This window comes from Pedobacter sp. V48 (assembly GCF_000523515.1).
GTDB lineage: Bacteria > Bacteroidota > Bacteroidia > Sphingobacteriales > Sphingobacteriaceae > Pedobacter.
Genome location: NZ_AWRU01000031.1, coordinates 41,270 through 66,474, shown reverse-complemented (window position 1 = coordinate 66,474; position 25,205 = coordinate 41,270). Strand labels below are relative to the sequence as shown.

Annotated in this window: 17 protein-coding genes; 4 read left to right on the top strand and 13 right to left on the bottom strand. The window is 38.0% G+C overall.

What is annotated here, in order from left to right; all coding sequences use genetic code 11:
- Window positions 1–19 precede the first annotated feature (19 nt).
- Window positions 20–3,163: a SusC/RagA family TonB-linked outer membrane protein gene (locus tag N824_RS20795; RefSeq protein WP_048907072.1), complete on the bottom strand. Its 3,144-nt coding sequence runs from the start codon at window positions 3,161–3,163 to the stop codon at window positions 20–22.
- 227 nt (window positions 3,164–3,390) lie between these two features.
- Here N824_RS20795 and N824_RS20790 point away from each other — a divergent pair, with 227 nt between their 5' ends.
- Entirely contained in the window at window positions 3,391–4,683 is a 1,293-nt protein-coding gene (locus N824_RS20790) for a DEAD/DEAH box helicase (RefSeq protein WP_048907071.1), read from the top strand.
- Between the two features lie 10 nt (window positions 4,684–4,693).
- On the opposite strand, the gene N824_RS20785 is transcribed toward N824_RS20790, so the two are convergent.
- The 8 genes from N824_RS20785 to mnmD all read right to left on the bottom strand — a co-directional run bounded on the left by N824_RS20785 (window position 4,694) and on the right by mnmD (window position 15,425).
- Window positions 4,694–6,094, bottom strand: a complete 1,401-nt coding sequence (locus tag N824_RS20785) for an aryl-sulfate sulfotransferase (protein ID WP_048907070.1) — start codon at window positions 6,092–6,094, stop codon at window positions 4,694–4,696.
- 108 nt (window positions 6,095–6,202) lie between these two features.
- Entirely contained in the window at window positions 6,203–7,720 is a 1,518-nt protein-coding gene (locus tag N824_RS20780; RefSeq protein WP_048907069.1) for a RagB/SusD family nutrient uptake outer membrane protein, read from the bottom strand.
- Between the two features lie 19 nt (window positions 7,721–7,739).
- Window positions 7,740–10,754, bottom strand: a complete 3,015-nt coding sequence (locus N824_RS20775; RefSeq protein ID WP_048907068.1) for a TonB-dependent receptor — start codon at window positions 10,752–10,754, stop codon at window positions 7,740–7,742.
- A gap of 567 nt (window positions 10,755–11,321) precedes the next feature.
- Window positions 11,322–12,131 carry a nucleoside triphosphate pyrophosphohydrolase gene (gene mazG, locus N824_RS20770; RefSeq protein WP_048907067.1) on the bottom strand — a complete coding sequence of 270 codons (810 nt, stop codon included), beginning with the start codon at window positions 12,129–12,131 and terminating at the stop codon, window positions 11,322–11,324.
- Between the two features lie 7 nt (window positions 12,132–12,138).
- The gene (locus N824_RS20765; RefSeq protein ID WP_048907066.1) at window positions 12,139–12,435 is read right to left on the bottom strand and encodes a hypothetical protein; all 297 of its coding nucleotides are present in this window, start codon (window positions 12,433–12,435) and stop codon (window positions 12,139–12,141) included.
- Window positions 12,436–12,458: 23 nt separating this feature from the next.
- Window positions 12,459–13,571: an AI-2E family transporter gene (locus N824_RS20760; RefSeq protein WP_048907253.1), complete on the bottom strand. Its 1,113-nt coding sequence runs from the start codon at window positions 13,569–13,571 to the stop codon at window positions 12,459–12,461.
- Window positions 13,572–13,680: 109 nt separating this feature from the next.
- Window positions 13,681–14,634 carry an aldo/keto reductase gene (locus tag N824_RS20755; RefSeq protein WP_048907065.1) on the bottom strand — a complete coding sequence of 318 codons (954 nt, stop codon included), beginning with the start codon at window positions 14,632–14,634 and terminating at the stop codon, window positions 13,681–13,683.
- Between the two features lie 110 nt (window positions 14,635–14,744).
- Window positions 14,745–15,425 carry a tRNA (5-methylaminomethyl-2-thiouridine)(34)-methyltransferase MnmD gene (gene mnmD, locus N824_RS20750; RefSeq protein ID WP_048907064.1) on the bottom strand — a complete coding sequence of 227 codons (681 nt, stop codon included), beginning with the start codon at window positions 15,423–15,425 and terminating at the stop codon, window positions 14,745–14,747.
- A gap of 52 nt (window positions 15,426–15,477) precedes the next feature.
- On the opposite strand from mnmD, the gene N824_RS20745 reads away from it, so the two are divergent.
- Window positions 15,478–15,813 (top strand): MmcQ/YjbR family DNA-binding protein, encoded by a 336-nt coding sequence (locus N824_RS20745; RefSeq protein ID WP_048907063.1) that lies wholly within the window; start codon window positions 15,478–15,480, stop codon window positions 15,811–15,813.
- 3 nt (window positions 15,814–15,816) lie between these two features.
- On the opposite strand, the gene N824_RS20740 is transcribed toward N824_RS20745, so the two are convergent.
- Together N824_RS20740 and N824_RS20735 are read right to left on the bottom strand one after the other, a co-directional pair.
- Window positions 15,817–18,276, bottom strand: a complete 2,460-nt coding sequence (locus N824_RS20740; RefSeq protein ID WP_161662347.1) for an outer membrane beta-barrel protein — start codon at window positions 18,274–18,276, stop codon at window positions 15,817–15,819.
- A gap of 248 nt (window positions 18,277–18,524) precedes the next feature.
- Entirely contained in the window at window positions 18,525–18,728 is a 204-nt protein-coding gene (locus tag N824_RS20735; protein WP_048907061.1) for a hypothetical protein, read from the bottom strand.
- Between the two features lie 106 nt (window positions 18,729–18,834).
- Between N824_RS20735 and N824_RS20730 the strand changes: the two genes are divergently transcribed.
- Entirely contained in the window at window positions 18,835–19,485 is a 651-nt protein-coding gene (locus N824_RS20730) for a TetR/AcrR family transcriptional regulator (protein WP_048907060.1), read from the top strand.
- A gap of 33 nt (window positions 19,486–19,518) precedes the next feature.
- On the opposite strand, the gene N824_RS20725 is transcribed toward N824_RS20730, so the two are convergent.
- Both N824_RS20725 and N824_RS20720 read right to left on the bottom strand, forming a co-directional pair.
- Window positions 19,519–21,555 (bottom strand): M13 family metallopeptidase, encoded by a 2,037-nt coding sequence (locus N824_RS20725; protein WP_052334240.1) that lies wholly within the window; start codon window positions 21,553–21,555, stop codon window positions 19,519–19,521.
- Between the two features lie 313 nt (window positions 21,556–21,868).
- The gene (locus tag N824_RS20720; RefSeq protein WP_048907059.1) at window positions 21,869–22,750 is read right to left on the bottom strand and encodes a DMT family transporter; all 882 of its coding nucleotides are present in this window, start codon (window positions 22,748–22,750) and stop codon (window positions 21,869–21,871) included.
- 163 nt (window positions 22,751–22,913) lie between these two features.
- Here N824_RS20720 and N824_RS20715 point away from each other — a divergent pair, with 163 nt between their 5' ends.
- Window positions 22,914–25,067 (top strand): DPP IV N-terminal domain-containing protein, encoded by a 2,154-nt coding sequence (locus tag N824_RS20715; protein WP_048907058.1) that lies wholly within the window; start codon window positions 22,914–22,916, stop codon window positions 25,065–25,067.
- Window positions 25,068–25,205 lie beyond the last annotated feature (138 nt).

Sequence of the window (25,205 nt, the reverse complement as noted above, 5' to 3'; positions counted from 1 at the left end):
GTTTTAAATGTGATAGCTGTTAAAGTTTTACGCTTAATGAGAAGCCGATAAATCTTGCAGATGGATCTTGCAGGTTATCGTCATTACCGTAATCAGGATCTAGTAATGGCATTTTCTTCCACATCAAAGGGTTGTAGCTGTAAGCAGATACGTGAACTGATTTTAAACTGCCCATTTTTATAACCTTTGCAAGGTCGTAGCCTACCGATATTCTTCTTAATTTGAAGAATGAGCGATCAAAAACATTAGCAAATTTCTTGTTCTCTTCTTCAGTAACTCTTGCCTGGTATGGATAGATCTGACTCCATGTTTGCCAGTTTACAGCAGTTGTGTTTTTCTTATAAGTACGTGTATCTGAAAGTACGTTTCCGTTTACGTCTCTTTTAAGTTCGCCACCGGTAATTACTACACCTTGTGGAATGTAAATTGCTTTTCCGGCTGCGTATTCTGCGTCTCTGAATTCAACGGAGCTAGGATGTTTACCACCCCACCACATTTTTTCGATAGTTACAGAGCGCATAACGCCGCCCCATGCTCCATCGATATCGATGTTTACATCAAAACCTTTTATCATGAACTTGTTTTGCAAGCCTAATCGCCAGCTTGGATCGCTGTGACCAAGGTTTACGTTGAAGTTATCTCTGGTGGGCAAACCAGTATTTGGATCAAGAATTACCTCGCCTGTGGCACTTTTTTGCCATACTGTTCCGTAGAAGCTATCTGCTCTTTCATTTAATTTCAGATCGCCAAACTTAGCTTGGTTGTTATAGATTTCTGTTAATTTCTTTACAGAAGTGCTCCAGTTTGTGGCGATATCCCAGCTAAAGTTCTGGCTTTTTACAGCGCTATAATTAGCCATTATTTCCAGACCCTGAGTTTTGTATTTGTTGCCGTTTACCTTACGTGTTTTAAAGCCGGATGCCTCTGATGTGCTTAAATCTATGATCTGATTTTCATCAATTACATTATAATAAGTAAATTCCAAGCCTACTTTTTTTACCAGTGAGGTTGATAGACCAACTTCGTAGGATGTAGATTTCTCTGGATTGATGTTAGGGTTGATGATCCCGTTAGGGTAGGTAACTGATGGTGTTGATCCGTAGGTTACGTCTTTTGTGTAAGTAGAGCTAATGCTATACGGAGCAAGATCATTTGATACTTTTGCCCATGAGGTATAAAGTTTAAGGTAATCTAAGGCTTTAGGCATTTTAATATAATCCGAAATCATAGTACTTAAAGATGCAGATGGGTAGAAGTATGACCTGTTTTCTTTTGCAAGGGTTGATGACCAGTCGTTTCTGCCAGTTACGTTTAAGTAAATCGCATTAAACAAATCGAAATTTGCCGATCCGTATACACTTCGTATAGATTTCTGCTCCAGGTAATTTGTTGCCTGTACGGGGCCCTGGGTGTTGTTTAAGCTATAAACAAAAGGTACAATTAAACCATCACTAGATGAGTATTCTTGCTGTATGTCTCTATTGAAGGTTGATGCACCCGCATTTAATGTGAAGTTGAGGTCTTTTGAGATCTCTTTATTGTATGAGGCAAGGAAATCCAGATCGACATTCATTTGTGAATTGTTCCACATTTTGTAATCCCCATTTCTTGAATCGCCGTAGTTCATGTACGATTTAGGACTTTTCATGTTGTCGAACGATTTGTTTTCACGTCCCGAAGCTCTTGCCTGCAAGCTTAATTCAGGCGTTACCTGCCATCTAAGTTTTGCCTGTGCATTTAATACATTTCTGTCTGTTGCTTGTGTAAGTTCTTGTGAAGCAAAATACGGGTTGTTGTACCAGGCGTAGTTATAGTTTGCCTGTCTGTATCCCTCCATGCCTGGAACATACATATGGTCTCTAAGATCTTTGCCGTTTACGTCGTCGCCCATCCATATCAAAATGGTGTACATATGGTTTTTAGGTCCGTACCCGTAACGTGGGTAGTTTGGAGAGCTAACTTTGTTGTAAGATAGGGTAGCGTCTAATTGAAGATTACTGGTAAGGTTAAATGAAGAGTTAAAGTTCATGCCACCTGTTGTAAGTGAGGTATTTGGCACCTGACCTCTTTGAAATGAATATTTACCTGAGGCATAAAATTGTGCTTTGGCACCTTTATAGGCTACCGAGAAATCGTTGTTGGTTACTATACCGGGCCTAAGAAAATCGTTTAGGTTGTCGTGTCTAACCCAATCAGTAGGTACTCTTTCATATTTAGATTTATCGTCATAAATGGTACCTTTAACATTTCCGTACCATTGTATGGTTTCTCCGGTTTGCTTGTTTCTGATAGGGCTGTTCCATTGTGCTATTTTAACACCTGGCTGAAATTTAGGCCCCCAAATCATATCACCATCAGAGATACCTCCATCTTCACCATCCCAGAATTCGTACTTGCCGTTGGATCCGTTTCCGTATTCGGTTTGGGTTTCAGGAAATACAGTGAAACCTGCAGTAACCATATTGTTGGTATTGATGTTGATTTCAAGCCCGTCTTTTTCAGCATTTTTTGTAGTGATCAATATCGCACCATTTTTACCTCTGGAACCATACAAAGCAGATGCTGTCGTGCCTTTTAGTACGTTTATATTGGCAATGTTATCACCAGAAACATCAAAAAAGTCTGTTTCGACAGGGACGCCATTAATTACAATAAGTGGGTTTTTACCTCTTAAAGAGAAGCCTGGTGCCTGGAACATCCCAGTAGGGTTATTTACCGTTAAACCCGCAACTTGTCCGGACAGGGCATTACCGATGTTCATTGTTTTTGATTCTGACAATACATCTAATTTTACCTCCTGCGTGGCATAACCAATTTTTTTCTTTTGTTGCTTAATACCAATTGCAGTTACTACTACCTCGCCTAGTGTTTTAGAATCTTCCTGGAGGGTAATGTCGAGCTGAGTGTTACCTGCTACGTCTGCGTTTTGAGAAATATAGCCGAGGTAAGTAAAAGTAAGTGTAGCATCGGCAGCTGCCGGAATGCTGTATTTACCTTCGAAATCTGTAACTGTTGCTTTTTTTGTATTTGCTACACTTACACTAACGCCTGGTATGCCCACGCCCTTGGTGTCTTTTACGACTCCTTTGATGAGATTTTGTGCTATGGCTGCCTGAGCGAAGAAAAGGCATAGAACACTAAACAAAAGTAGTTTTCTTTTCATGTTTGAGTTTGATTTTTACAGCGCAAAGCTAGATGGGCGCTGTAAAATCAATATGAAAATGGGATTATGGTTTTGTGATTTTGAAGTAGAGGAAGGGAGTTGCTTATAACTTAAAGGTTATAGATTAAACTAATTGTTAACTATGTATTAGCTTTCTGTTTTCTATGAATAACGATGTTGTTTTATTTCCGTAAATTTGCGCCATTATAATTTAATATTAGGAAACTGTGTCGTTAGATAAATTAAAACTAAGCAAGTCGCTGGTAACAGCAATGAATGATGCCGGATATATCTCTGCTAAAGAAATTCAGGCAAAAACTATGTCCAGGATAATTGGCGGGCAAGATATTATTGCTGTTGGACCAGAAGGCTGTGGCAAAACCACAACCTACGTGCTTGGCGTTTTAATGCGTTTAAAATACAGTACTGATGAGGCTCCTAAAGTATTAATTCTGGTTCCGGATCAGGAGCGCGTGCTTGCAGTAATTGAAGAGTTCCGGCTTTTAAGTAAAAACCGTAATCTGCGTATTATCGGTTTGTATGGTACAGGGGGTATGGATGAGGTGATTCAAGAACTGCTTGATGGTATTGATATTGTGGTGGCTACACCTACCAGAGCACGTGCGGTATATTTAAAACTTGGCCTGAACTTAAACAGGTTACAGATGCTGATAGTTGATGATGCTGAAGTGATTGTAAAGCAAGGCATGCAATTGCCGGTTTGTGAATTGGCAAGAAGTGCGGGTAAGGTTCAGCATTTGATTTTTACCACTGTTGTTCATGATAAACTGAACCTGATGATTGATCAGTTTATGAATTTCCCTACTACTCTAGAGGTTGAAGATCTTGGAGAGCGTAAGGCAATAACGCATGAGCTTTTGTTATACCAGGTGCCTAATTTTAAAACCAAGGTGAACTTACTGAACCTGTTGTTGCGTGATGATGAGGTGTTTGATAAGGTTGTAGTTTTCGTGAATTCGAGATTAACAGCGCAGAAACTGGGCAAAAGCATACACTCAGCCAAACCAGGTGAGGTTTCTGTATTGAATCCGCTGTTTTTTGATGAAGAGGGTTTTGATCATATAGAAGATTTTAAAGATACCCCTGAAGCAAGGGTTTTAATTGTAGCAAATGAGGGATCTGCAAGTGTAGACCTATCGGGTATTCCATTTTTATTCCACTTTGAGGTTACTGAACAAAAGGAATTGTTTTTAAGTAGGGTTGTAAAATCAGGGCCGGAAGAGATTGTGGCCATTACTTTTGCTACTGATATGGAACTGGTAGATTTAAGGAAGATTGAGCAGTCGTTAGGTGCTAAAATTCCGGTTATGGATTTGCCTGAAGATTTGGTGATTGATAAAGTTGCTAAAGCCTCTACTAAAATTAAAACAGTAAAAGAAACCGTTGAAGCTCCCAAAGGTGGTGGTGCTTTTCATGATAAAAAAGAAAGCAACACGAAAGATTACAACTACGGAATAGGGCAGAAAGCTAAAATGACAATGAAAAAGAAACACGGTTAATTACTCCGTGTTATTCTATATAGGGTGCTAACTTTTCTTTAGGTATAAACTCTACACGATAAGGCATAATACTACTTTTGAGCATCCAAAGGAAAGTGCCTTTAAAGTTGGTGAGTACTACAGTGTGTCTTTTTGAGGTACATTGTAAAATTGCGGTATCAGCTATCAGGTAAGAGCTTCCCATGCGGTCGTTATAGATTTCCTGTGGAAGTTTTGTTTCGGTAACCAGTTGAGCTGTTCTATTGCCTTCGTTTAACTTAAATATCAGTGTTCTCGATAGTTTTTTACTGGTGCCATTATCGAACAGCATCAGGTTACCCTGATTGTTCATGTGAACCGAATGACCTTGATCAAACGTGCTCCCTTCAGGCATTTTAAAGTCGCCATCTTTACCGAATTTCCAGATCACTTTACCTGTCTTGGCGTCTATTTTCCAGATTTGTCCGTTGTTATAAAAGGAAATGATGTAATTGCCATCCTTATCGAAGTTTAAGCTATTTGCGTGCATCCAGTCTTTCTTGTCTCTCATTAAATTTTTGTCCTTTAACGGATCAAGCTCATCAAATACTTTCCAGCTCCATACTTTTTTGCCATTCCTGTCCATTACTAAAATGCCATCGCTCTTAATAGTGTCTTGTTTGCTGCCGCCATATTTACTAAGGTCCATTATCTTTTGTTCTACACACAAGGTAACTACGTGATTTTGCTTGTTTAATATAATTTCGTGATGTATAGTTTGCTTAAAATCCTTTTCACCTTTTTTGAGATGAAGCAGGGTATCGCCATTTAAAGATACCTCCAGTATTTCATTGCCATAACTGGTTGGGTATTCATCATTACCAAGAATAGAAAGCAAGGTTTTGTTTTGGGTAAAGTGAGTAGTTTTAAAACCTGTTCCATCTACCTGATGGTACCATTTTATTGCCCCTTTATCATCTATAATGAAAATAATGCCGGGTATTTCTCTTCTGTAGATAAGCATATAGCCTTCTTTGAAAGAGGTAGGGATTACTTTAGGATCAGGGGCATAAACTTTAAAGAAGTCCTGTATCCACATTGGGAAGTCCGTTGTTTTAAAGTCGTAGGTTTTGCTTTTGGCTTCGCATTTACTGGTCTGAGTGATTACGCGGTATTGATATTCTTGTTTGGGATTTAAGTTGGTCATCACGATGCGGTGATGTTTTTTGTTGACCGAAACGGGAGTTCTTGTTATTTGTTTTTCTTTTCCCTTTGGCCAATATTCGACTGAAACATCTAAAGAGGTTTTGAGTTCTACATCGGCATGTACCTTTAAGCTATTCCTATCCGGAGCGCTGAGTTTTATCTCTATAATTTGTTGCTCGCACTGGTTAGCGCAGGCACTTAACAGAAATAAAAAGAATAGGGGAATCAGTCTCTTTATGAATTGCATATGAATAGTTTTTTAGCTGTAGTACAAGGTAATATGAAAATGTATAGAAACAAAAAACGGGATACAATACCGTGTAGGTTGCTGTATCCCGATTAAATTTATTAATTATTAAAGTCTTCCTGCATTGTTCAGGTTCGGATTTAAATCGACCTGAGTTTGAGGATAAGGGAAATATTTGTGTTTGGCAATATCTATAGAAGCTGGTTTGCCAACTGATTTTAGATAAGTGTTAACTACTTCCTGGTATTTGCCCATACGGATTAAGTCTGCTCTGCGTTTGCATTCGAAGAAAAATTCCCATCCTCGTTCCTGTAGAATTTTGTCGCGAAGGCTATCTTTGGTATAAGTGCCCGGGGCGCCAAGCAGGGTTGCTTTTGAACGTGCTTTTACCGAGTTAATCAGGTCAATACTTGCCTGCGTAGGTCCGTTTACTTCGTTTAATGCTTCTGCTTTGCATAGTACAATATCTGCATAACGTAGAATTGGAATACCGTGACCATCATAGTAGGTTTTAGAGCCTGCTGGATCTGCATATTTTTTAGTAGCAACATCTGGTAAGTAGTATTTGCCTTCTGGCGGGGTAGTTTGGCCGGCAGGTGCTTGCATGTACTGTAAACCGTCAGTGCCCTTATAGCTATAAAAGAACATTTCACGACGCTCATCGTTTGGTGCATATGAGTTCCAGAAAGTCCAGCTTACAGCATAGTACTGCCAGCGATCTGTTACAAGCGGATTGTTTAAAGGCCCAAAGTGGTTCATTAACTCTGTTCCATCATTAAGGGCATCAGCCAGTGCACTAAAAATAGATTCTTTACACCATTTGTTGCTTTCTGCAAAAAGCCCTGCATAAGTTGGATATAACTCATATTGGTGTAAGTCTTCTATCTTTTGAATGGTTTCTAAAGCTTTTTGCCACTGATGCTCGCGCATGTACAGTTTAGTAAGTAAAGAAAGGGCTGCACCTTTAGTAACACGACCCACATCATTTGTAGGGTAAATTGCTTTTCCTTCGTAATTTACAGGCAGGTTTGCCGCTGCACTTTCTAAGTCGTTTATTAAGAATGTGTTGATGGCTTCCAGACTTGCCGGTGTTGTTTTAGCAGAATAGTCAGGATTTTTCATTTCTTCCTCTGTTATAAGAATAACAGGGCCAAATTCATCAGTTAAATCAATATAAGCCAGGGCCCTTAGAAACTTAATCTCTGAAAAATACTGATTTGTTTCTGCCTCAGTTAGTGTTTTGATCTTAGGGATATTAACTAAGGCGTTATTTGCGTCAGCAATCAGTTTGTATTGATGCTGGTAAGCAAAATTTAGGTATTTGTTGTTAGTAGACCATTGCGCATCTGAAAGTTGTGAAATATCTCCAGACTGAAAAGAGTGACCAATATCTGTTGTAAAGTCTGTAATGGCCATTTGGAAGCCTGCATAGTATTGGTACGAGTCACTAATTCCACTTGGCTGTTTCAGCCTGGCGTAAACTCCGTTTACAGCAGCTACTGCATCTGCTTTTGTTTGAAAAGCATTAACTTCTGTAAGTATGCTATATACGTTAGGCTCTGCAGTGTTTTTACATGAAGCAAGACCTATTAAACAAGCTGATAATAAAATTATAGTACGTTTCATAATTGACAATTGTAATAGGTTAGAAATTTAATTTAAGACCAAGAGTAAACGATCGGTAAGCAGGGTAGGCATTGAAATCTAGACCAGCTCTTAAGTTTGAGTTACCGGCGTCGTTAGTGCTTACCTCTGGGTCAGGACCAGAATAATTGGTGATCGTAAATATGTCCTGAGCTGTGAAATAGATTTTAGCTTTACTAACCCCTTTTAAGAACCCGATTTTTGAAGTAGGGATGTTGTAACCGATAGTTAGGTTTTTTAGTTTCACATATGATGCGTTCTCTACGAATCTGGAGTTGATATAACCACCATATTTTGAAGTAAAGTATCCGTTTCTTGGAATATCAGTATTGTTGTTTTGAGGAGTCCAGCGCTGTAACGCATCCGTACCCGTGTAAGTTTCCAATAGCAAGCGATTCATGTTGTAAAGATCGGCACCAAAAGCTCCCTGGAAGAATACACCTAATTCAAATCCTTTGTAAGTGAAACTGTTGTTGAAACCCAATACATAGTGAGGGTATGCATTACCTAAGATCTGACGGTCATCGGCAGTAATGGCTCCATCGCCATTTAGATCTTTATATTTAGGATCACCTGGTTTAGAAAGTGGCTGTGGAGCATAAACTTCATCGGTTTTAATAACACCATCATAAACATACCCATACAGTTCACTCAATTCTCTTCCTACTACCAGTTTTGTGAAATCAGCTGCTGGAACGCTACCATCTGGATTAGATGTTTGTGAAATGATGTAAGGTCTGCCAAATAAGTCTGTAGCTTTCTGTTTGTTGTAAGCAATGTTTAAGGTCGTATTCCAGGTCATATTATCAGTCTCAACATTTCTAGTGTTTATTGAAAGTTCCACACCTTGATTCTGTAGCTCGCCGGCATTTACTGTTTGAACTGTAAACCCAAACTCCTGTGGAACTGGAATATCCAATAAAAGATCTGTTGTTGTTTTGTGATAATAATCTGCGGTAACATTGATACGGTCATTTAAAAAGCCCATGTCTATACCAGCATCAAATTGGTAGTTACTTTCCCATTTTAAATCTGGATTTGGCAAACGTGTAGCTACTAGGCCACCATATAGGTCACTTTCTTCGCTAAGTGACACTCCGGTAGGCCCGTATGTACTCATGTAAATATAGTTTGCAATCCTGTCATTACCAGTTACACCGTAACCCGCTCTAACTTTTAAGTTAGAGAATACGGTATTATTTTTCATAAATTCTTCGTCGCTAACTCTCCATGCCAATGATCCGGAAGGGAAATAACCCACTCTGTTTTTTGTAGGAAATTTTGAAGATGCATCCTGGCGTAAAGTGAAAGTAGCAAGGTACTTGTCTTTTAGTGCGTAGTTTAAACGACCAAAGTAAGAGTACCTGATCTCTTCTTCTTTGTTAGTGATTGCGCCAATTCTTTCGGCGCCGGCAGAAAGATTGTTATAAAGATATTTGTCAGTGGTGAAATTTTGTACCTGCGTGTAGTGTCTTTCGTTTTGGTCAAATTGATATGAAAAACCAGCAAGAGCAGCAAACGAATGGATGCCATTAAATACCTTCTTATAATTAAGATAAGTTTCGATCAGGTTACGGGTTGCATTTACTTCGTTAACTGAAGCTTGTCCTTTTACTTTTTCACCTGAAACAAGTGTAGTAGGCAAATAAGTTCCTTCTTTGGTAGCTGAAAACTCTGTACCTGCATTTACACGCAAGTTAAGGCCATCGATAATTTGAAGTTCACCAAAAATGTTGGCAGTCATTTTATTGTTGTAACGATCGTTTGTTGGTTCAAGTAACCATGCCAACGGATTATCTCTTCCGTTTCGGCGTGCATAAGTCCCATCAGCATTGTATGGAGCAATAGCCGGTGAAGAAAAAAGTATACCGTATAGAACGTTAGAAGGTACTATGTTCCCATCGTAAGTTTTAAACTCTGAGAATGACCTGGCTGCATAAATATTAGCGCCGGTAGTAAATCTCTTACTAACTTTGTGATCTATATTGAAACGACCTGAATAACGGTTGAAATCTGTTTTCTTTAAGGCTCCCACTTGGCCGAAGTAGTTTCCTGAAATGGAAATCCTTGTGTCTTCATTACCACCGGTTATACTTAAGTTATGGCTTTGCACACTTGCATTTCTTGTAGCAAGGCTAAACCAATCGGTATTGGTGGTACTTGCAAGATCAGCAGCAGTATACTCAGGTGGATTGCCTTGTTCTATTGCTTTGGCATTAGTAATAGCCTTGTAATCGGTAGCATTCATCAATTCTGGCTTTTCTTTAATTCTTTGAGTTCCATAGTAGCTTTCTAATTCTACTACAGATTTGCCAGCCTTACCTCTTTTTGTGGTAATCATTACTACACCGTTTGCTCCCCTTGAACCATAAATAGCAGTTGCCGAGGCATCTTTAAGGATTTGAATGTCTTCAATATCACTTGGTGCAATATCTTTACCATTATCCGTAATGAAACCATCTACTACATATAGCGGTTCGTTTGTAGATTTGATGGAGTTACCACCCCTGATACGGATAAGGGTAGAACCACCCGGAGCGGAACTTGCCTGGCTTACCTGTACACCCGAAGCACGACCCTGAATGGCTTGTGCAACGTTTGAAGTAACACCCCCTAAGTTTAAACTCTCTTTTGAAATAGAACTAATTGCACCGGTTAGATCTTTCTTTTTTGATGTACCGTAGCCCACTACAACAACCTGTTCCAAGTCATTTTGGGATTCTTTTAGCGTAACATTTATTTGTGTTTTAGATCCAACAGCAAATTCCTGAGAATCGAAACCGATAAAAGAGAATTGCAGAATACTTTGTGCATCTGGTGCGGTGAGGGCATAATTACCGGAACCATCGGTAAGGGCACCTACTTTGCCGCCTTTTACTTTGACACTAACTCCCGGGATGCCTTCTCCTTTGGCATCCGAAACTTTTCCGCTTACTTTAATCCCGGTTTGGGCATAACCCTCTATAGAGAGGAGAAATGTGATTAATAGTGAAAATAGTAGAAATTTAGATTTCATATTTATTGGTTTATATGTTTGTTGTTTTAGTTTTAAAAATGAAGCGGGCAGATGTTGGATGTGTCTTTGTTAAAAAACATGGCGCAGCGAAATACCTGCAGGGGTAGAAATGAAAAAAGTCAATAAGGAGAGCCCTATGAAATTTCATTATCATTTTAGTTTAGTTTAGTTTTTCCCAATCAGATTTATGCTTTGAGCGTATAAACTGATCTAAAGTATTAAGAGTGAAGGTAGAGCTAAAAACAGTTAGGGACTGTTCAATTGTAATGGAAAAATTGCGCAAACGTTTGTTCTGGCAGTTTTTTACTGAATTACTATCGAAATTTAATAAGTGATTAATTTATCGTTAAATTAATCACTTATTGTAAACAGCTAGATTGCCTGATTATTAGGGCGTTTTTAAGTTTTAACGTTAAATGAGTGGTTTTAACCCATTTTAAAACAAGAAATAAGTGCTTAAACTAAGGTTAAGTCTATTTGTTTTTTTGTTGTACTATAAGCGTCTGTATATCAAATAGTTGTGTTGAGTGCAAACGATTGATATGCTTTTTTTGTCAAATTAAATAGTTACTTTAAGCTCTTGGCTTCATTCCAATAAATATCCATTTCTGCCAATGTCATATCATTAAGTGCTTTGCCATTTTCTTCAGCTTTGCTTTCAAGATATTGAAAGCGCTTAATGAATTTTTTGTTGGTTTTTTCTAATGCATTCTCAGGATTGATGTTAATGAAACGAGCGTAATTAATTAAGGAGAACAGTAGGTCTCCAAATTCACTTTCTGCTTTTTCTATATCTATTGCGGCACCATCCACTACATTATACTCATCTTTAAATTCCTGCAACTCTTCTTCAACCTTTTCCCAAACCTGTTCTTTGTTGTCCCAATCAAAGCCAACACCTCTTGCTTTTTCCTGAATGCGACTTGCTTTTACTAAAGAAGGCAGGCCAGCGGGTACCCCGGATAAAACAGATTTGTTTCCTTCTTTAAGTTTTAGTTGCTCCCAGTTGCGTTTTACATCGTGCTCATCTTGCACCTCAACATCTCCATAGATGTGCGGGTGTCTACTAATTAATTTATCGCACACACTATTCAGTACATCAATTATGGTAAAGTCATTCGTTTCTGAAGCAATACGGGCGTAAAAAACAAGGTGCATCATTACATCTCCCAATTCTTTTTTTACCTCGTCCAAGTCCCCTTCAAGGATAGCATCAGATAGTTCATAGGTTTCCTCGATAGTTAAATGTCGCAGTGTTTCCATGGTTTGCTTTTTATCCCATGGGCATTGTGTGCGTAATGTATCTAACACAGTAAGGAGTCTTTGAAAAGCGGAAGCAGGATCGTTTGCAGTAACCGGAGGTATATTATTAGGCATTGGGTGTTTATTTTATGACGTTAAAGGTAACCATCATTGTGGTTAAAAAAAGAACAACAAGGCCTAATAAAAATATAATATCGGCCGCTCTCTCTAAAGGATAGTTTGAAGGACCTCTTCTTTTCATGGAGAGAAATGATAAAATACAGGCCGTCATAAATAATATAATTGCAAGCGCTGTTGTTTCATCAATGATTGTACTGTCGCTCATTTTTGCGACCTTAAGAGAGGTCAACACAATAAAGCACAAACCCAGCAAGGTTGCAGAGGTATTAAGGATATGTGGCGTTCTATTTTCAGGCATTTATCAATGCTATTAATTTATTTCTATTCCTGTTCTTCGAGCTTAATATTCTTGGTGATTCGATATATCTTGCGTTTTTTATGTGGCCTTTCTTCTCCACCAAGTAATACTCCCCATGGCTTTAAAGAATCTACACGATCAAATATAATTTTTAGCATTGCCATGTATGGAATGCATAAAAACATACCTGATATGCCCCATATCATTTCGCCAACTACTATGCCTATAAAGGCAAATAGTGCATTTATCTTTACTTTTGAACCCACAACTAAAGGCATTAATACATTGCCATCGAGCGCATGAACACCTGCAAAGGCCACTACCACAAGTAGCATTTTGGCTGCACCTGCGGTAGCAAAAGTGATCAGTGCGCTGATCAGCAGGGCGGTGAAGATACCTATATAAGGAATGATGTTGAAAATACCTGCGATTAGACCAAGTAAAACCGCATACTTTACATTTAATATCCAAAGAACCAAGATCATTAATAAGGTAACAATGAGCATTTGCAGGAATAACCCTGTGATGTATTTTTTGATGATGTATTTTATGCGTCTTACAATTTCTCCTACTTTATCCGCATGTTGTTCTTCAAACACAGCGGTTAAAAAGGTAAAAAGTACTTTTCGATAGTTTAAGATGAAGAAGGTAAAAAGTAGTAGGAAAGATAGAAAAAGCAGGGTTGAGGATAGGGTAAGCAATGTGGCACCTAAAACAGTGGCACTGGTAGAAAGTGCAGCACTGGTGCTATCTCTTAAATAGTCTATCTGCTTTTTTGTATTGATGTTAAAGGTATTGGAAATCCAGTTCTGGATGTCATGAAAAGAAGTCTCTCCTTGCTTTTTAAGTGCAGGCCAGTCTTGCCAAAGATCGGTAAGTTGGTTTGCCAGAAAATACATTACGCTTGATATAAAGGCGATCATAAGTATCACAGATACGATTGAAGCCAGGCTCCTTTTAAAGTGCCATTTTTGTTCCAGAAAATTAGAAAGAGGCAATAACAGTAATGCCAGCAAGAATGAGGTTAGTAACGGCGCAAGTAATGTTTGTCCTAAGATGGCGAGGTACCCTAAACAGATGATTGCAAATAGCACCAAAGCAAGTTTAGCGTAAAAAGGGAGCGTGATGTTTCTCATAGATGATTTATTAAGCCAGTTAGAAAAGTTTAACATAGGAAAATTAACTAAAAACAAACGCCCTGCCAAATATTTAGCAGGGCGTTTGTTTTTATAAAAGAATTAAAGGTTATTCCCATGCACTGGCTTCGTCAAGGATTGCAATATCTTCTACATTTAATTTTAAAGTTGCAGCTTTTTTGAGGTCTTCGAGCTGGTCTAAGCTGGTAACACTTGCAATTGGTGCAGTTATGGATGGACGGGCAATAAGCCAGGCCAGCGCTATACTTGCCTGATCTGCGCTATATTGTTCTGATACATCATCAAGAGCCTTTAAAATTTTAAAACCTCTTTCATTCAAATAGTTTTTAACTGCGCCACCTCGCTGACTTTTGTTTAGGTCTGCTTCTGAACGGTATTTTCCTGTTAAGAAGCCGCTTGCCAGAGCGTAGTAGTTAATTGTACCTAAATTATTATCCTGTACAATTTGTTCGAAGTTTTTTTCGTAACCCTCCCGTTGATATAGGTTGTATTCTGGTTGTAAGGTTTGATATTTAGGCAGATTGAATTTTTTTGATATTTCCAATGATTCAGTTAAGCGTTCTGGTGATAGGTTGGAAGCGCCAATCCACCTGACTTTGCCTTCTTTTATTAATTGATGATACGCCTCAAGTGTTTCCTGGATTGGTGTGTCGAGATCATCGTAATGAGATTGATAAAGATCTATATAGTCTGTTTTTAATCTTTTTAAAGAATCTTCTACAGCCTGAAAGATATACTTTTTAGATAAGCCCTTTTTATCGGGTCCCATTGGGGCACCAACTTTTGTAGCAAGTACAATTTTATCTCTGTTATTTCTCTGCGACATCCAGTTTCCGACTATCGTCTCAGATTCACCCCCGGTGTTCCCAGGTACCCAGGCAGAATATACATCTGCTGTGTCTATAAAGTTAAAGCCTGCATCGGTAAAGCCATCAAGTATTTCGAATGATTTCTTTTCATCCGCGGTCCAGCCAAATACGTTCCCCCCAAAGGCTATTGGGTAAACAAACAAATCGGAGTTTCCTAGTTTTCTTTTTTTCATTGCTGTAATTTCTGTTGTTAAGGTAGGTTGAGCGAGCGCATTGTTAGTTACTTAACAAATTTAACAGCATGGTGTTTCTAATATAGTCGGTGGTTTGTAATTTATAATAATTATTTAGATTCAACTGCTTTAGTTGCTCTTAGCATTTCTCGCTTTCCTGGCGCCCCTGGTAGCTTTTCTATCGTAAAACCTACTGATTTGAGTGCGCGTTTAAGTTTTCCGGTAATTGCATAAGTAACGAATATACCTCCTGGTTTTAAAAACTGACAAGTATGCGCAATGATTTCGTCTGTCCACATTTCGGGTTGATGCTGAACAGAAAAAGCATCAAAGTAAATGAGGTCAAACCTTTGCTCTGTTTGGAACCTGTGAAGATATGTCTGTACAATTTTAAGCTGCTGATCTGGAAGCATGGTTACTGCCTGCAGTAATGCTTTCCCATAATTGTCAATCAAACTGTTCCAAATGGTATCTGGTACGTATGCGGCATAGCCTGTTGATTCTAATTCTTCAATCCTTAATGGGAAAGCCTCCAAGCCTGTATATTTAAGCCTTATCTGATGTTCTGCACAATGAGAAATGCTCATTAAAAAGTTAAGTCCTGTGCCAAAGCCAACCTCCAAAATAAATATTTCTTTATCCGGAAAGCTAGCTATTGCATGTTTTAAACCTGCATCAATAAATACATGTTTGCTCTCCTGTAAAGCACCGTGTTTGGAATGATAGTTTTCTCCAATACTTTCGTTGTATAGGGTGTTTGAACCATCAGCGGTTTGGATAAGTTTATTCATCGGTGCAAACTTAGATAAAATAGTTTTTAACTTTAGATCTTAATTACATGCTATGGATATTGAAACATTTAGAGATTATTGTCTGAGCCTAAAGGGAACTACTGAAGGTATGAAGTGGGATCACCTGTGTTTTATGATTGAAGAAAAGATCTATGTGATTATGTCTCTTGAAGAAGGAAAGTTGTCTATTAAATGTGACCCGGATGAGTTTGATATGTTGGTAGCAAGACCGGGCATCAAGCAAGCTTACCATATGGCAAAACGTCAGTGGATATCTTTAGATAGTTTGGAAGTATTGCCAGATCCTGAATTGAAAAGCCGGGTTGCAGAATCCCGAACCTTTGTACTAAGAAAGCTCAGTAAAAAGGTTCAGGAGAAATATAATTAATGACTATTTGCCGGATTTAACCCTGCGGCCTTCTGACTCGGAACTGCCTGAACGCTGACGGGCGGCTTTAATATCGTTACTTCCAAATCGGTATGTACATGTTAAGCGAAATACCTGACTTTCCCATCTTTCATTAACTACATAGTTTTGTGAAGACAGGGCACTTGTAATTACACTTTTTTGCATTTTAAACAGGTCATTTGCAGCAAGTTTGATACTCAGTTTTTTATCCATGAAGGATTTATTTATACCAAGGTCAATACCATACTGAGGGTCTATTAATATTGTTCCGTAAACTTGTTTAGATTGATAAAAACCAGACCATTCTATATTTAATGATGGATTTACCGTAATGGTTTGAGTTGTATTAAAGTTAAATGCAACTCTTCCACTTTGAAATGGTTGGCCTAAAAGATCCGGTGTTTTAAAATTGTTGTAGAAACCTGTGAAATTGTTGTTGCTGCTCCACCACTTGGTTATTTGTATCGGATAACTAATGTTCAGGTTGTACGCATCTTGCGTAGCAAGGTTTTGATTAGATATGAAAATTGTTTTTTTAGCCGTATCTGTTAACAGAACATCAGACATTACATCAGTAGTATGGCTATACCCAAATGTTACGTTTAATGTTTTTTTGTAAGAATAAGATAGTTCAAAAGCATTGGTATACTGAGGTTTTAAGAATGGATTACCAAACCTGTAGGAATACAAATCGAGGTAATAGATAAACGGATTCAATGAGCCATAATCCGGACGATCGATTCTTCTGCTGTATGAAACCCCCATTTCATGATCTTTTGATAGTTCCTGGTTTATGAATATGCTTGGGAAAAGGTTAATGTAATGTCTGTTCACAACTTTTTGTTCTGTAACAGAATTTCCTTTTGAGTTGGTTTGCTCGGCCCTTAATCCTAATTGTACAGATGTAGTTTTAAATTTCTTATTCAGGTTAGCATAGGCCGCATTAATGTTCTCATCGTAAAGGAATTGATTGCTGCGTTTGACGTCATTTTGCCACTGGTTGTTTTCGTAATTCTCAAAAATGAAGTTGTTGTCTGTTTCTACAAAACTTGATTTTAAACCAACTTCAAGTTTCATCTCTTTGTTAATAGGGTAGGTGTAATCTGTTTTTCCTGCCCATATTTTTGTTGTGGATGGTGTAGCATTTCTAAAAATATAATCGGGTTTAGCGGGTTGGCCTACATTGTTTAAATATCTATTGTTGAAATTGTTATCCTGTCTGCCAATGTGTTTAGAGTAATCGGCATCTATACTTATTTCCTGACCAAGGGTGTCTATTGTCCCTTTATAATTCAGGTTGTAAGACATACCAGTGTATTTATATCTGTTAGGGTTTTGAGCGACAACTGAGGAGTCTGTTTTGGAAGGCTGATCGCCGATCAACGTAAGCACATCTGATGCATTTTTTCCATTTGCATTATATCCATTAAAAGCAAAGCCAACTGTGTTTTTATCATTGATGAAATAATCTATCCCGCCTTTATAATTGCTGTTGTTTCTGCGTCGTATGTTCATATTGGTTTGATCAAAATAGGTTTGATCGGTTGCTGTATTGTTTACCCTGGCAATATCTGTGCTGCCAAATCCTTTGTTGCGGCCATAGTCGTAATTACCAAAAATATTAATCTTTTTTTCACGGTGGTTTAGGTTTAAACCACCATTTGCTTTGTAATATCTGCCGTAGCCAACGCCTCCAAGTATTGAACCATTAGTGCCATAATTCCGGTTTTTTTTTAACTTAATATTGATGATTCCCGAGTTACCGGCAGCGTCATATTTTGCTGAAGGATTAGTAATTAATTCGATAGATTGGATTGCATTTCCTTCTGTAGATCTAAGCAGGTTGGCCAATTGTTCTGCGGATAAGTAGGTAGGTTTACCATCAAGCATTACGGTAACACCCTGTTTACCTTTTAAGCTAATCTTGCCATCTTTGTCGACAGTAACTCCAGGCGATTTCTGTAAAATATCCAGAGCTGTATTACCAGCTGCCAATGCGCTATTCTCTACATTTATAACTGTTTTGTCTATCTGCCTTTCTATCAGTGGTTTTTGTTTAACAATCTCAACACCCTTCAACTGTTTTGAATCGGTAGCCAATTGGACATTGCCGAGGTCATGAGTTTTTTTGTCAGAATTTATAGAATAAGGGCCTTTAAATACCTTTTTGTAGCCAACTACATAAATGGCAATAAGATAATTACCTTGTTTAATTTCTTTTAACTGGTAAGTCCCATTGTCGGAGGTGAGCGTACCTTTTACTGTGGTTGAATCTTTGGCATTTAACAAGCTAATGGTAGCATAGGGAAATGCTTTTTGTTGTTCATCTAACACCTTACCGGATATTTCTCCGTTTGTATTGTCTGATTGCGCATTCACGACTGTAAAAGTCAGCGTAAAGGCAAATATGGCGAGAAGTAGAATGTATTTGTTAGGTTTCATAATGGCATACTTTTTCCACATACGCTTTTAAGCATATTAATCGAATATGTGGATGGTTTTTGTGATTCTTATTTAGTTATTTATAAGATGCAGGAATGGTGCGAAAGGTTACAGCGAATATTAAAAAAAAGTGAAAATGCACTTTTACGATATTAATTGTGAACTTCTATAAAATAAAAATGACCCGAAATTCCTTCCTGGTCATTTGAATTGTTGAGCGTTGAGTTAATATTTTGATTTCTTCTTTATTAGTAAGATTTGATAAATAATTCTTCAGTTTTGTTAAAATTCCAAACCTGTCGTTGTTCCATTCTATCTATAACTAACGAGAAAGAGTCCTCATTTTCAATGATTTCGAGTAAGGTGCCCAGATTGACTAGGATGTCTCCTGCAGCCAGGTTCGAAATTCTGATGGCTTTTAGGTCTGGTAAAGGTTCCGGTATGTAATTCATAGTGAGAGATGTTAATTTGGTTATTGAGGTACATAAACTTTCTCAAAAATAGTTGTTAGAATTTTGCAAAGTGGTGACATACACATTTTTTTCTTATTTTTAGCCCATGGAGAAACCTAGAAAACGTATAGCCGGAGCAATTAGAGATAAGGAAAGAACTATGCTTAAATTGATTGCTGCGGTAGGTGAGATTATTAAGAATGAGGGGTATACGGCATTAGGTGTTAACAATATTGCCAAAAAAGCGGAGGTCAATAAGAAGTTGATTTATAGGTATTTTGATAACAATGTAAATAATTTGATAGAAACCTATGTAAAGACAAAAGATTATTGGATTGGTTTATCTGGGGACATGGAAAGACTTATGGCCGAATCTCAAATTGATGGCGGCCGGCCTATGGTTAAGACAATATTAAAAACCCACCTTAGTTTTTTTTACACTGAGGAGGAAATGCAGAAGATAGTTATCTGGGAGACCAGTGAAAAAAGCAAACTGATGAAGGAGGTTGGTTTAAAACGGGAAGCTTTTGGTGAAGAGGTTTTTAAATTGCTTCTACCTAATTTCGAAAAATCAGGTGTTGACTTTCGTGCGATAATGGCACTGCAGGTTGCAGGTATAATTTTTATGGTATTGCAGTCTAAAGCTAGCGGGAACCCCTTTTGTGGTATTGATATTAATAACCCGAATGATATGGATCGAATACTAAAATCTCTGGACCAGCTCACTGATTTGGTATACGATAAAGCAAAAAGCTAAACTAATGGCGCTTTTGCAAGCGCCATTATATATTTACCACATTCTAATTCTGTCTTCAGGTTTCTTATATAATTTGTCGCCCGGTTTAACATCAAATGCCTCGTACCACGCATCCATATTTACCGGTGCTCCAATGGTTCTGTAAGGCCCTGGCGAGTGGGGATCTGTTTTAATCAGCTGCGCCGCACTTTCAGGTAAAATATTACCTCTCCAAACCTGTGCCCAGGAAAGGAAGAAACGTTGATCTGGTGTAAAACCATCAATCTTTTCATTGGACTGACCCTGTTTAGTTAACTTAAATGCAGTATATGCAGCATTTAGGCCACCAAGGTCACCTATATTTTCGCCCATCGTCAGTTTTCCTATTACGTGGATGGTATCTAATACAGTATAGGCGTCAAATTGCTCTCCTAAAGCCTTGGTTTTTGCTTCAAATTTAGTTTTATCTTCATCAGTCCACCAGTTACGCAGATTACCATCTTTATCATACTGGCTGCCAGAATCATCAAATCCGTGAGACATTTCATGTCCAATTACAGCACCAATACCACCATAATTAACAGCATCATCAGCATTTGGATCAAAGAACGGGAACTGAAGAATCCCGGCAGGGAATACAATCTCGTTCATTGTTGGGCTATAGTAGGCATTAACTGTTGGTGGAGTCATTCCGAAACGCGTACGGTCTACAGGTTTACCTAATTGATCTATTGATTCTTTATATCCCCATGCACCTGCGTTTCTTAAGTTCTGGAAATAAGAAGTGCGGCTTATAGCTAAGCCATCATAGTTTTTCCACTTGTCCGGATATCCAATTTTTGGAACAAATGCATTTAGTTTGGCAAGTGCTTTTTCCTTTGTTGGGGCACTCATCCAGTCAAGGTTTTTAATCCTGATCTCAAATGCCTTTCTAAGGTTACTGATAAGTTCCGCCATACGTAGCTTTGCATCTGGCTTAAAATATTTGGCCACGTATAGTTGCCCTAACAGTTCTCCAATTGTGCCATCTGTTAATTGCGACATTCTTTGCCATCTTGGAGTTTGAACTTTTTGTCCACTTTGAACCTGATTAAAAGCAAAATTTGCAGCTACAAAAGGTGAACTTAGGTTAGGAGCAGCATTTTTTAATACATTCCATTCCAGGTATGTTTTCCAATCTTTTAAAGAAACACTCTTTAGCATTTCGTCAAAAGTCACAAAGAATTTAGGAGTAGAAACAAGTATTGTATCCTGGCCATTTACTTTTAGTTTAGGCAGCATTTTTGCCCAGTCTACAGATGGAGTGGTCTTACTAAAGTCTGCAACGCTAAACTTATTATAGGTTTTATATGGATCGCGCATTTCTACACGAGACATTTGTGCATCTGCAAATTTCTTTTCTATTGACATTACCGTTGCTGCTTTTTTCTGAGCTTCGGTGTTCTTGTAGCCAATTAAACCAAAAAGGGTAGTCATGTAGGTTGTATACGCCTCACGGATCTTTACACTCCTGCTGTCATCCTTCAAATAGTAATCACGATCGGGAAGCGTAGTGCCACCTTGTCCAAGTTGCGGAAGGTATTTTGTTACGTTTTTTCTGTCCTGGCCAACACCAAATCCAAACATAGGGGAAGCAAGTCCGCTCACACGCATATATACTGTTTGGTCCAAAATATCTTGAACAGTTTTAAGTTGTTTAACTTTTTCCAGATCAGCTTTAATTGGGCTATAATCTAATTTTTCAATTGCAATACTGTCCATTGCAGCAGCAAAGAAATCACCCACACGTTTTTTTACTGATCCCACGGGAGCTGTTTTATCAGCAGTCGCATCTTCTACAAGTCCTTTTACGGCATTGATGTTGAAATCCCTTAATGCATTGAAACTGCCCCAACGGGTCTCTTTTGCAGGAACAGGATTGTTTTTAATCCATGTGCCGCTGGCGTAGGTGTAAAAATCATCTCCAGGTTTTATGCTGAGATCCATGTTGGTTGGGTCGATAAATTTTGCGGGAGATTGAGCACTAGCTGTATAGCCGGTCGCAAGAATTCCTAAGGCAACAATATGCCTGGTTAGTTTTAAAATATTCATAAAGTTAGTCAACAGATTTTATAACACTTTACCTATACAGGAGAATCCCTGCGACATGTGGTGTTTATAATAACATCAATGAGGTAAAAGTAATAAATACTGCTTAACAAGCATTTTGTCTATTCAAAATATTACTTGTTAAACCAGTAGTAGATTTTAGTTAGGCTGAACCGCCTAAGCAAGGAACCCGAAAAGAAAAATAGTTTTATTGCTTTCATGACTAAGTCAGTTATACCTATTTAACATATTTTAACATATTTTATTGTGTAAGGGGTGTAAAATATGTTCTATTGTTTGGTGAGGTATAATCTGCTTACTGCTTATTAATACTTCTGCTTAATTTTTTTCTCTGGCCAAGATACAATCCGAAAACAACAAGCAAAGTACCTGCAACTGTATACAGGGTAATGGGCTCATCCATTAACCACCAGGCATAAAAGAAGCCGAAAAGTGGACAGAGAAACAGCCATAGTGAAGCTTTAACCGTATCTATTTTTAATAAGTAGAACCAACATATAAGCCCTATTACGGAGACTGCAAGGCTAAGCCATAAAGCAGAAAATATAAACCTGTTGTCCATTTTTATCGATGAGAAATCACTAAAGAAAAAGGTAAACGGGAGTAGAAATATTCCCCCTAGCGCCACTTGCCATCCATTGATCAAAATGTTGGGAAGCTTCCATTTTACTCTTGCATAGTATACACTGGCAAAAGATACACAGACCATACTTAACATCAATAAGCTGATTCCCATTAGCGTTGTACTGCTATCTTTTAACAGTGGATAGGTTGCAATTCCGATACCTGCCATGCCTATTATAATACTAAATATTTCTTCTTTCGAAGGTTTACGACCAATTAGCCAGGAAGATAATAGTACGATTAATAGTGGGTTTGTTGATGTTGCTAAACTGCCTATACCTGCAGCGGTATATTTCATCGCACATACATACAAGCCCAGATAAACGGTGGTATTTAAAAGTCCAAATACTGCAAGATGCTTCCATTCTTCGGCATTAGGTAATTTATAGGATTTATTAAATACATATCCAAATGAGAGTAATACAAGCCCCGCAAGGAAAAAACGAATATTTGCCAGGACCAATGGAGGCGCAGATAAAATGCCAAATTTTGTAGCTACAGATGCTGAGGCCCACAACATAGCGAACAGTAAACCTATAAAGATGTTTTTCACACATCAAAGGTAATCAAGCCAGCGATGTAATTTGCGATATTTTGTATAAGTTTGGCCCCAACTTATTATTCATACGATGAAACCATCATGTGCTGCATCATATAAACCGAAATGAATAATATCGGGCAGCGCATGATAGCTTCATCATCTTTTAGAACAACTGATGAAAAAACTGATTTTATGTATTCAATTGTTGTCAATTGCTTTTTATGGTATAGCCCAGGATAAACAATTGACCATTCAGGATGCAATGAGTAATGCACGCACTACTTTGGCTCCGGAAAATCTTTCTCAAATTCAATTTATTTATGGCACAGAGAATTATGTGTATGCCAAAAAAATAGGGAATGAACCTGTATGGATGAGTGGCAATTTTAAGAGTCAGCAGGAGCAGGAGTTCTTATCATTGGCCCAGCTAAATCAGAAATTAAAATCACTCCAAAAGGATACGTTAAAGGCGATGCCTGTTATTCAATTTAATCAGGGACCTGATTGGATATTAACCGTAAACGGAAGTAAGGTTGCTTTTAATCCTGCTAAGAATACCTATAAAGTAATTGTAGATGCGGCAATTGCCAGCAAAACTAATGTAGAAGAAAGTAAAGCCGGGTACATCGCGTATCTGGATAATTTCAATTTGTTTGTGGCTAATGGCGCTGATCAGAATCAGGTAACAAAGGATGGGAGTAAAGATATTGTTTATGCTTCGTCGGTACACCGTGATGAATTTGGAATAACAAAAGGAACATTCTGGAGCAATAGTGGTAAGTCTCTTGCTTTTTATAGAATGGATCAAAGCATGGTTTCTGATTATCCGATCATAGATTGGACAACCAGGCCTGCAAAAAATGTAAATATTAAATACCCTATGGCAGGCGATAAGAGTCATGAGGTAACAGTAGGGGTTTATAATGCGGAAAGTAAAGCCGTGGTTTACCTTAAAACGGGTGAGCCTGTTGAACAGTATCTTACTAATATTGCATGGAGTCCGGATGATAAATACATATACATTGCCGTTTTAAACCGCGGACAGAATCACATGAAGCTAAATCAATATAATGCAGTTACCGGTGATTTCGTGAAAACATTATTTGAAGAAAAGGATGAAAAATATGTTGAGCCTTTAGTCCCTATGTTATTCCTTAAAAATGATCCTTCTAAGTTCATCTGGCAAAGTAACCGTGATGGATGGAATCATTTATATCTATACGATTTAAATGGAAAAGTATTAAAACAGTTGACTAAAGGGAACTGGGAGGTACTTGATGTAAAAGGATTTAATATAAAGGGTGGTCAGCTGTTTTATGTTTCTACTGAAGAATCTCCGATAACTCGTAATTTATATACACTTAATGTGAAATCAGGTAAATCTAACAGGATTACACAAGGTTCAGCAGTGCACAATACACAAATAAGTACTTCAGGAAACAGTGTAATTGATAATTACAGTAATCCGGAACAACCCCGAGTAATCCAGTTAATTGAAACTGCAACGGCTAAAACAAAAACATTATTAAAAGCTCCCAATCCTTTAGCTGCGTTTGCTACAGAAAACTCATCGATCTTTACTATAAAAAGTAACGGTGGAGACGATTTGTATTGCAGCTTATATAAACCAGTTGGTTATGATAGCACTAAAAAATATCCTGTTATTGTGTATTGGTATGGCGGTTCTCATGCTCAACTTATCTTAAATTCATGGAATGCCGGTGCCGGAGATTATTGGTTCAGGTATATGGCTGAGCGTGGTTATGTGGTACTAACAATTGACACAAGAGGAAGCGATAATAGAGGTAAAGCTTTTGAACAGTCTATGTTCCGCAGAGCGGGGGACGTGCAAATGGAAGATATGATGAAGGCTGTAGATTACCTGAAGGGGCTTCCTTATGTTGATTCTGCTAATATGGGCCTATTTGGCTGGAGCTTTGGAGGTTTTGGAACGGTTGATTTTATGGTTACACATCCTGGTATTTTTAAAGCCGCTGTTGCAGGTGGCCCGGTAATAAACTGGAAGTTTTATGAGGTGATGTACACTGAACGCTATATGGATACTCCGCAGGAAAATCCCGAAGGCTATGCCGCTACTGACTTGAGTAGTAAGGTTGATCAGCTAAAAGGAAAGCTGTTGTTAATTCATGGTATGCAAGATCCGGTTGTAGTACAGCAACACTCTGTCGATTTTGTTAAAAAAGCTGTTGATAAGGGTATTCAGGTAGATTATATGATCTATCCAGGTCATGAGCATAACGTAATTGGTAAAGACAGAGCGCATTTGTATCAAAAGGTTACTGATTACTTTATGCAAAATTTGAAGTAAAGAAACTAAGGTTAAAAAAGATCAATGTACTTTGAGGACATTGATCTTTTTTAATATAAAGTGTCTAAAGAGGGAGTGTAAACCTGTATGAGGTCGAGATTTATCAAATTGAATTGTTCATCTTACTCTTCTGTTTCT

Excerpts from the sequence above, each read along its gene's own strand:
- N824_RS20795 (WP_048907072.1), bottom strand. The coding sequence starts at position 3,163 with ATGAAAAGAAAACTACTTTTGTTTAGTGTTCTATGCCTTTTCTTCGCT.
- N824_RS20785 (WP_048907070.1), bottom strand. The coding sequence starts at position 6,094 with ATGCAATTCATAAAGAGACTGATTCCCCTATTCTTTTTATTTCTGTTA.
- N824_RS20780 (WP_048907069.1), bottom strand. The coding sequence starts at position 7,720 with ATGAAACGTACTATAATTTTATTATCAGCTTGTTTAATAGGTCTTGCT.
- N824_RS20775 (WP_048907068.1), bottom strand. The coding sequence starts at position 10,754 with ATGAAATCTAAATTTCTACTATTTTCACTATTAATCACATTTCTCCTC.
- mazG (WP_048907067.1), bottom strand. The coding sequence starts at position 12,131 with ATGCCTAATAATATACCTCCGGTTACTGCAAACGATCCTGCTTCCGCT.
- N824_RS20765 (WP_048907066.1), bottom strand. The coding sequence starts at position 12,435 with ATGCCTGAAAATAGAACGCCACATATCCTTAATACCTCTGCAACCTTG.
- N824_RS20760 (WP_048907253.1), bottom strand. The coding sequence starts at position 13,571 with ATGAGAAACATCACGCTCCCTTTTTACGCTAAACTTGCTTTGGTGCTA.
- N824_RS20755 (WP_048907065.1), bottom strand. The coding sequence starts at position 14,634 with ATGAAAAAAAGAAAACTAGGAAACTCCGATTTGTTTGTTTACCCAATA.
- mnmD (WP_048907064.1), bottom strand. The coding sequence starts at position 15,425 with ATGAATAAACTTATCCAAACCGCTGATGGTTCAAACACCCTATACAAC.
- N824_RS20745 (WP_048907063.1), top strand. The coding sequence starts at position 15,478 with ATGGATATTGAAACATTTAGAGATTATTGTCTGAGCCTAAAGGGAACT.
- N824_RS20740 (WP_161662347.1), bottom strand. The coding sequence starts at position 18,276 with ATGAAACCTAACAAATACATTCTACTTCTCGCCATATTTGCCTTTACG.
- N824_RS20735 (WP_048907061.1), bottom strand. The coding sequence starts at position 18,728 with ATGAATTACATACCGGAACCTTTACCAGACCTAAAAGCCATCAGAATT.
- N824_RS20730 (WP_048907060.1), top strand. The coding sequence starts at position 18,835 with ATGGAGAAACCTAGAAAACGTATAGCCGGAGCAATTAGAGATAAGGAA.
- N824_RS20725 (WP_052334240.1), bottom strand. The coding sequence starts at position 21,555 with ATGAATATTTTAAAACTAACCAGGCATATTGTTGCCTTAGGAATTCTT.
- N824_RS20715 (WP_048907058.1), top strand. The coding sequence starts at position 22,914 with ATGAAAAAACTGATTTTATGTATTCAATTGTTGTCAATTGCTTTTTAT.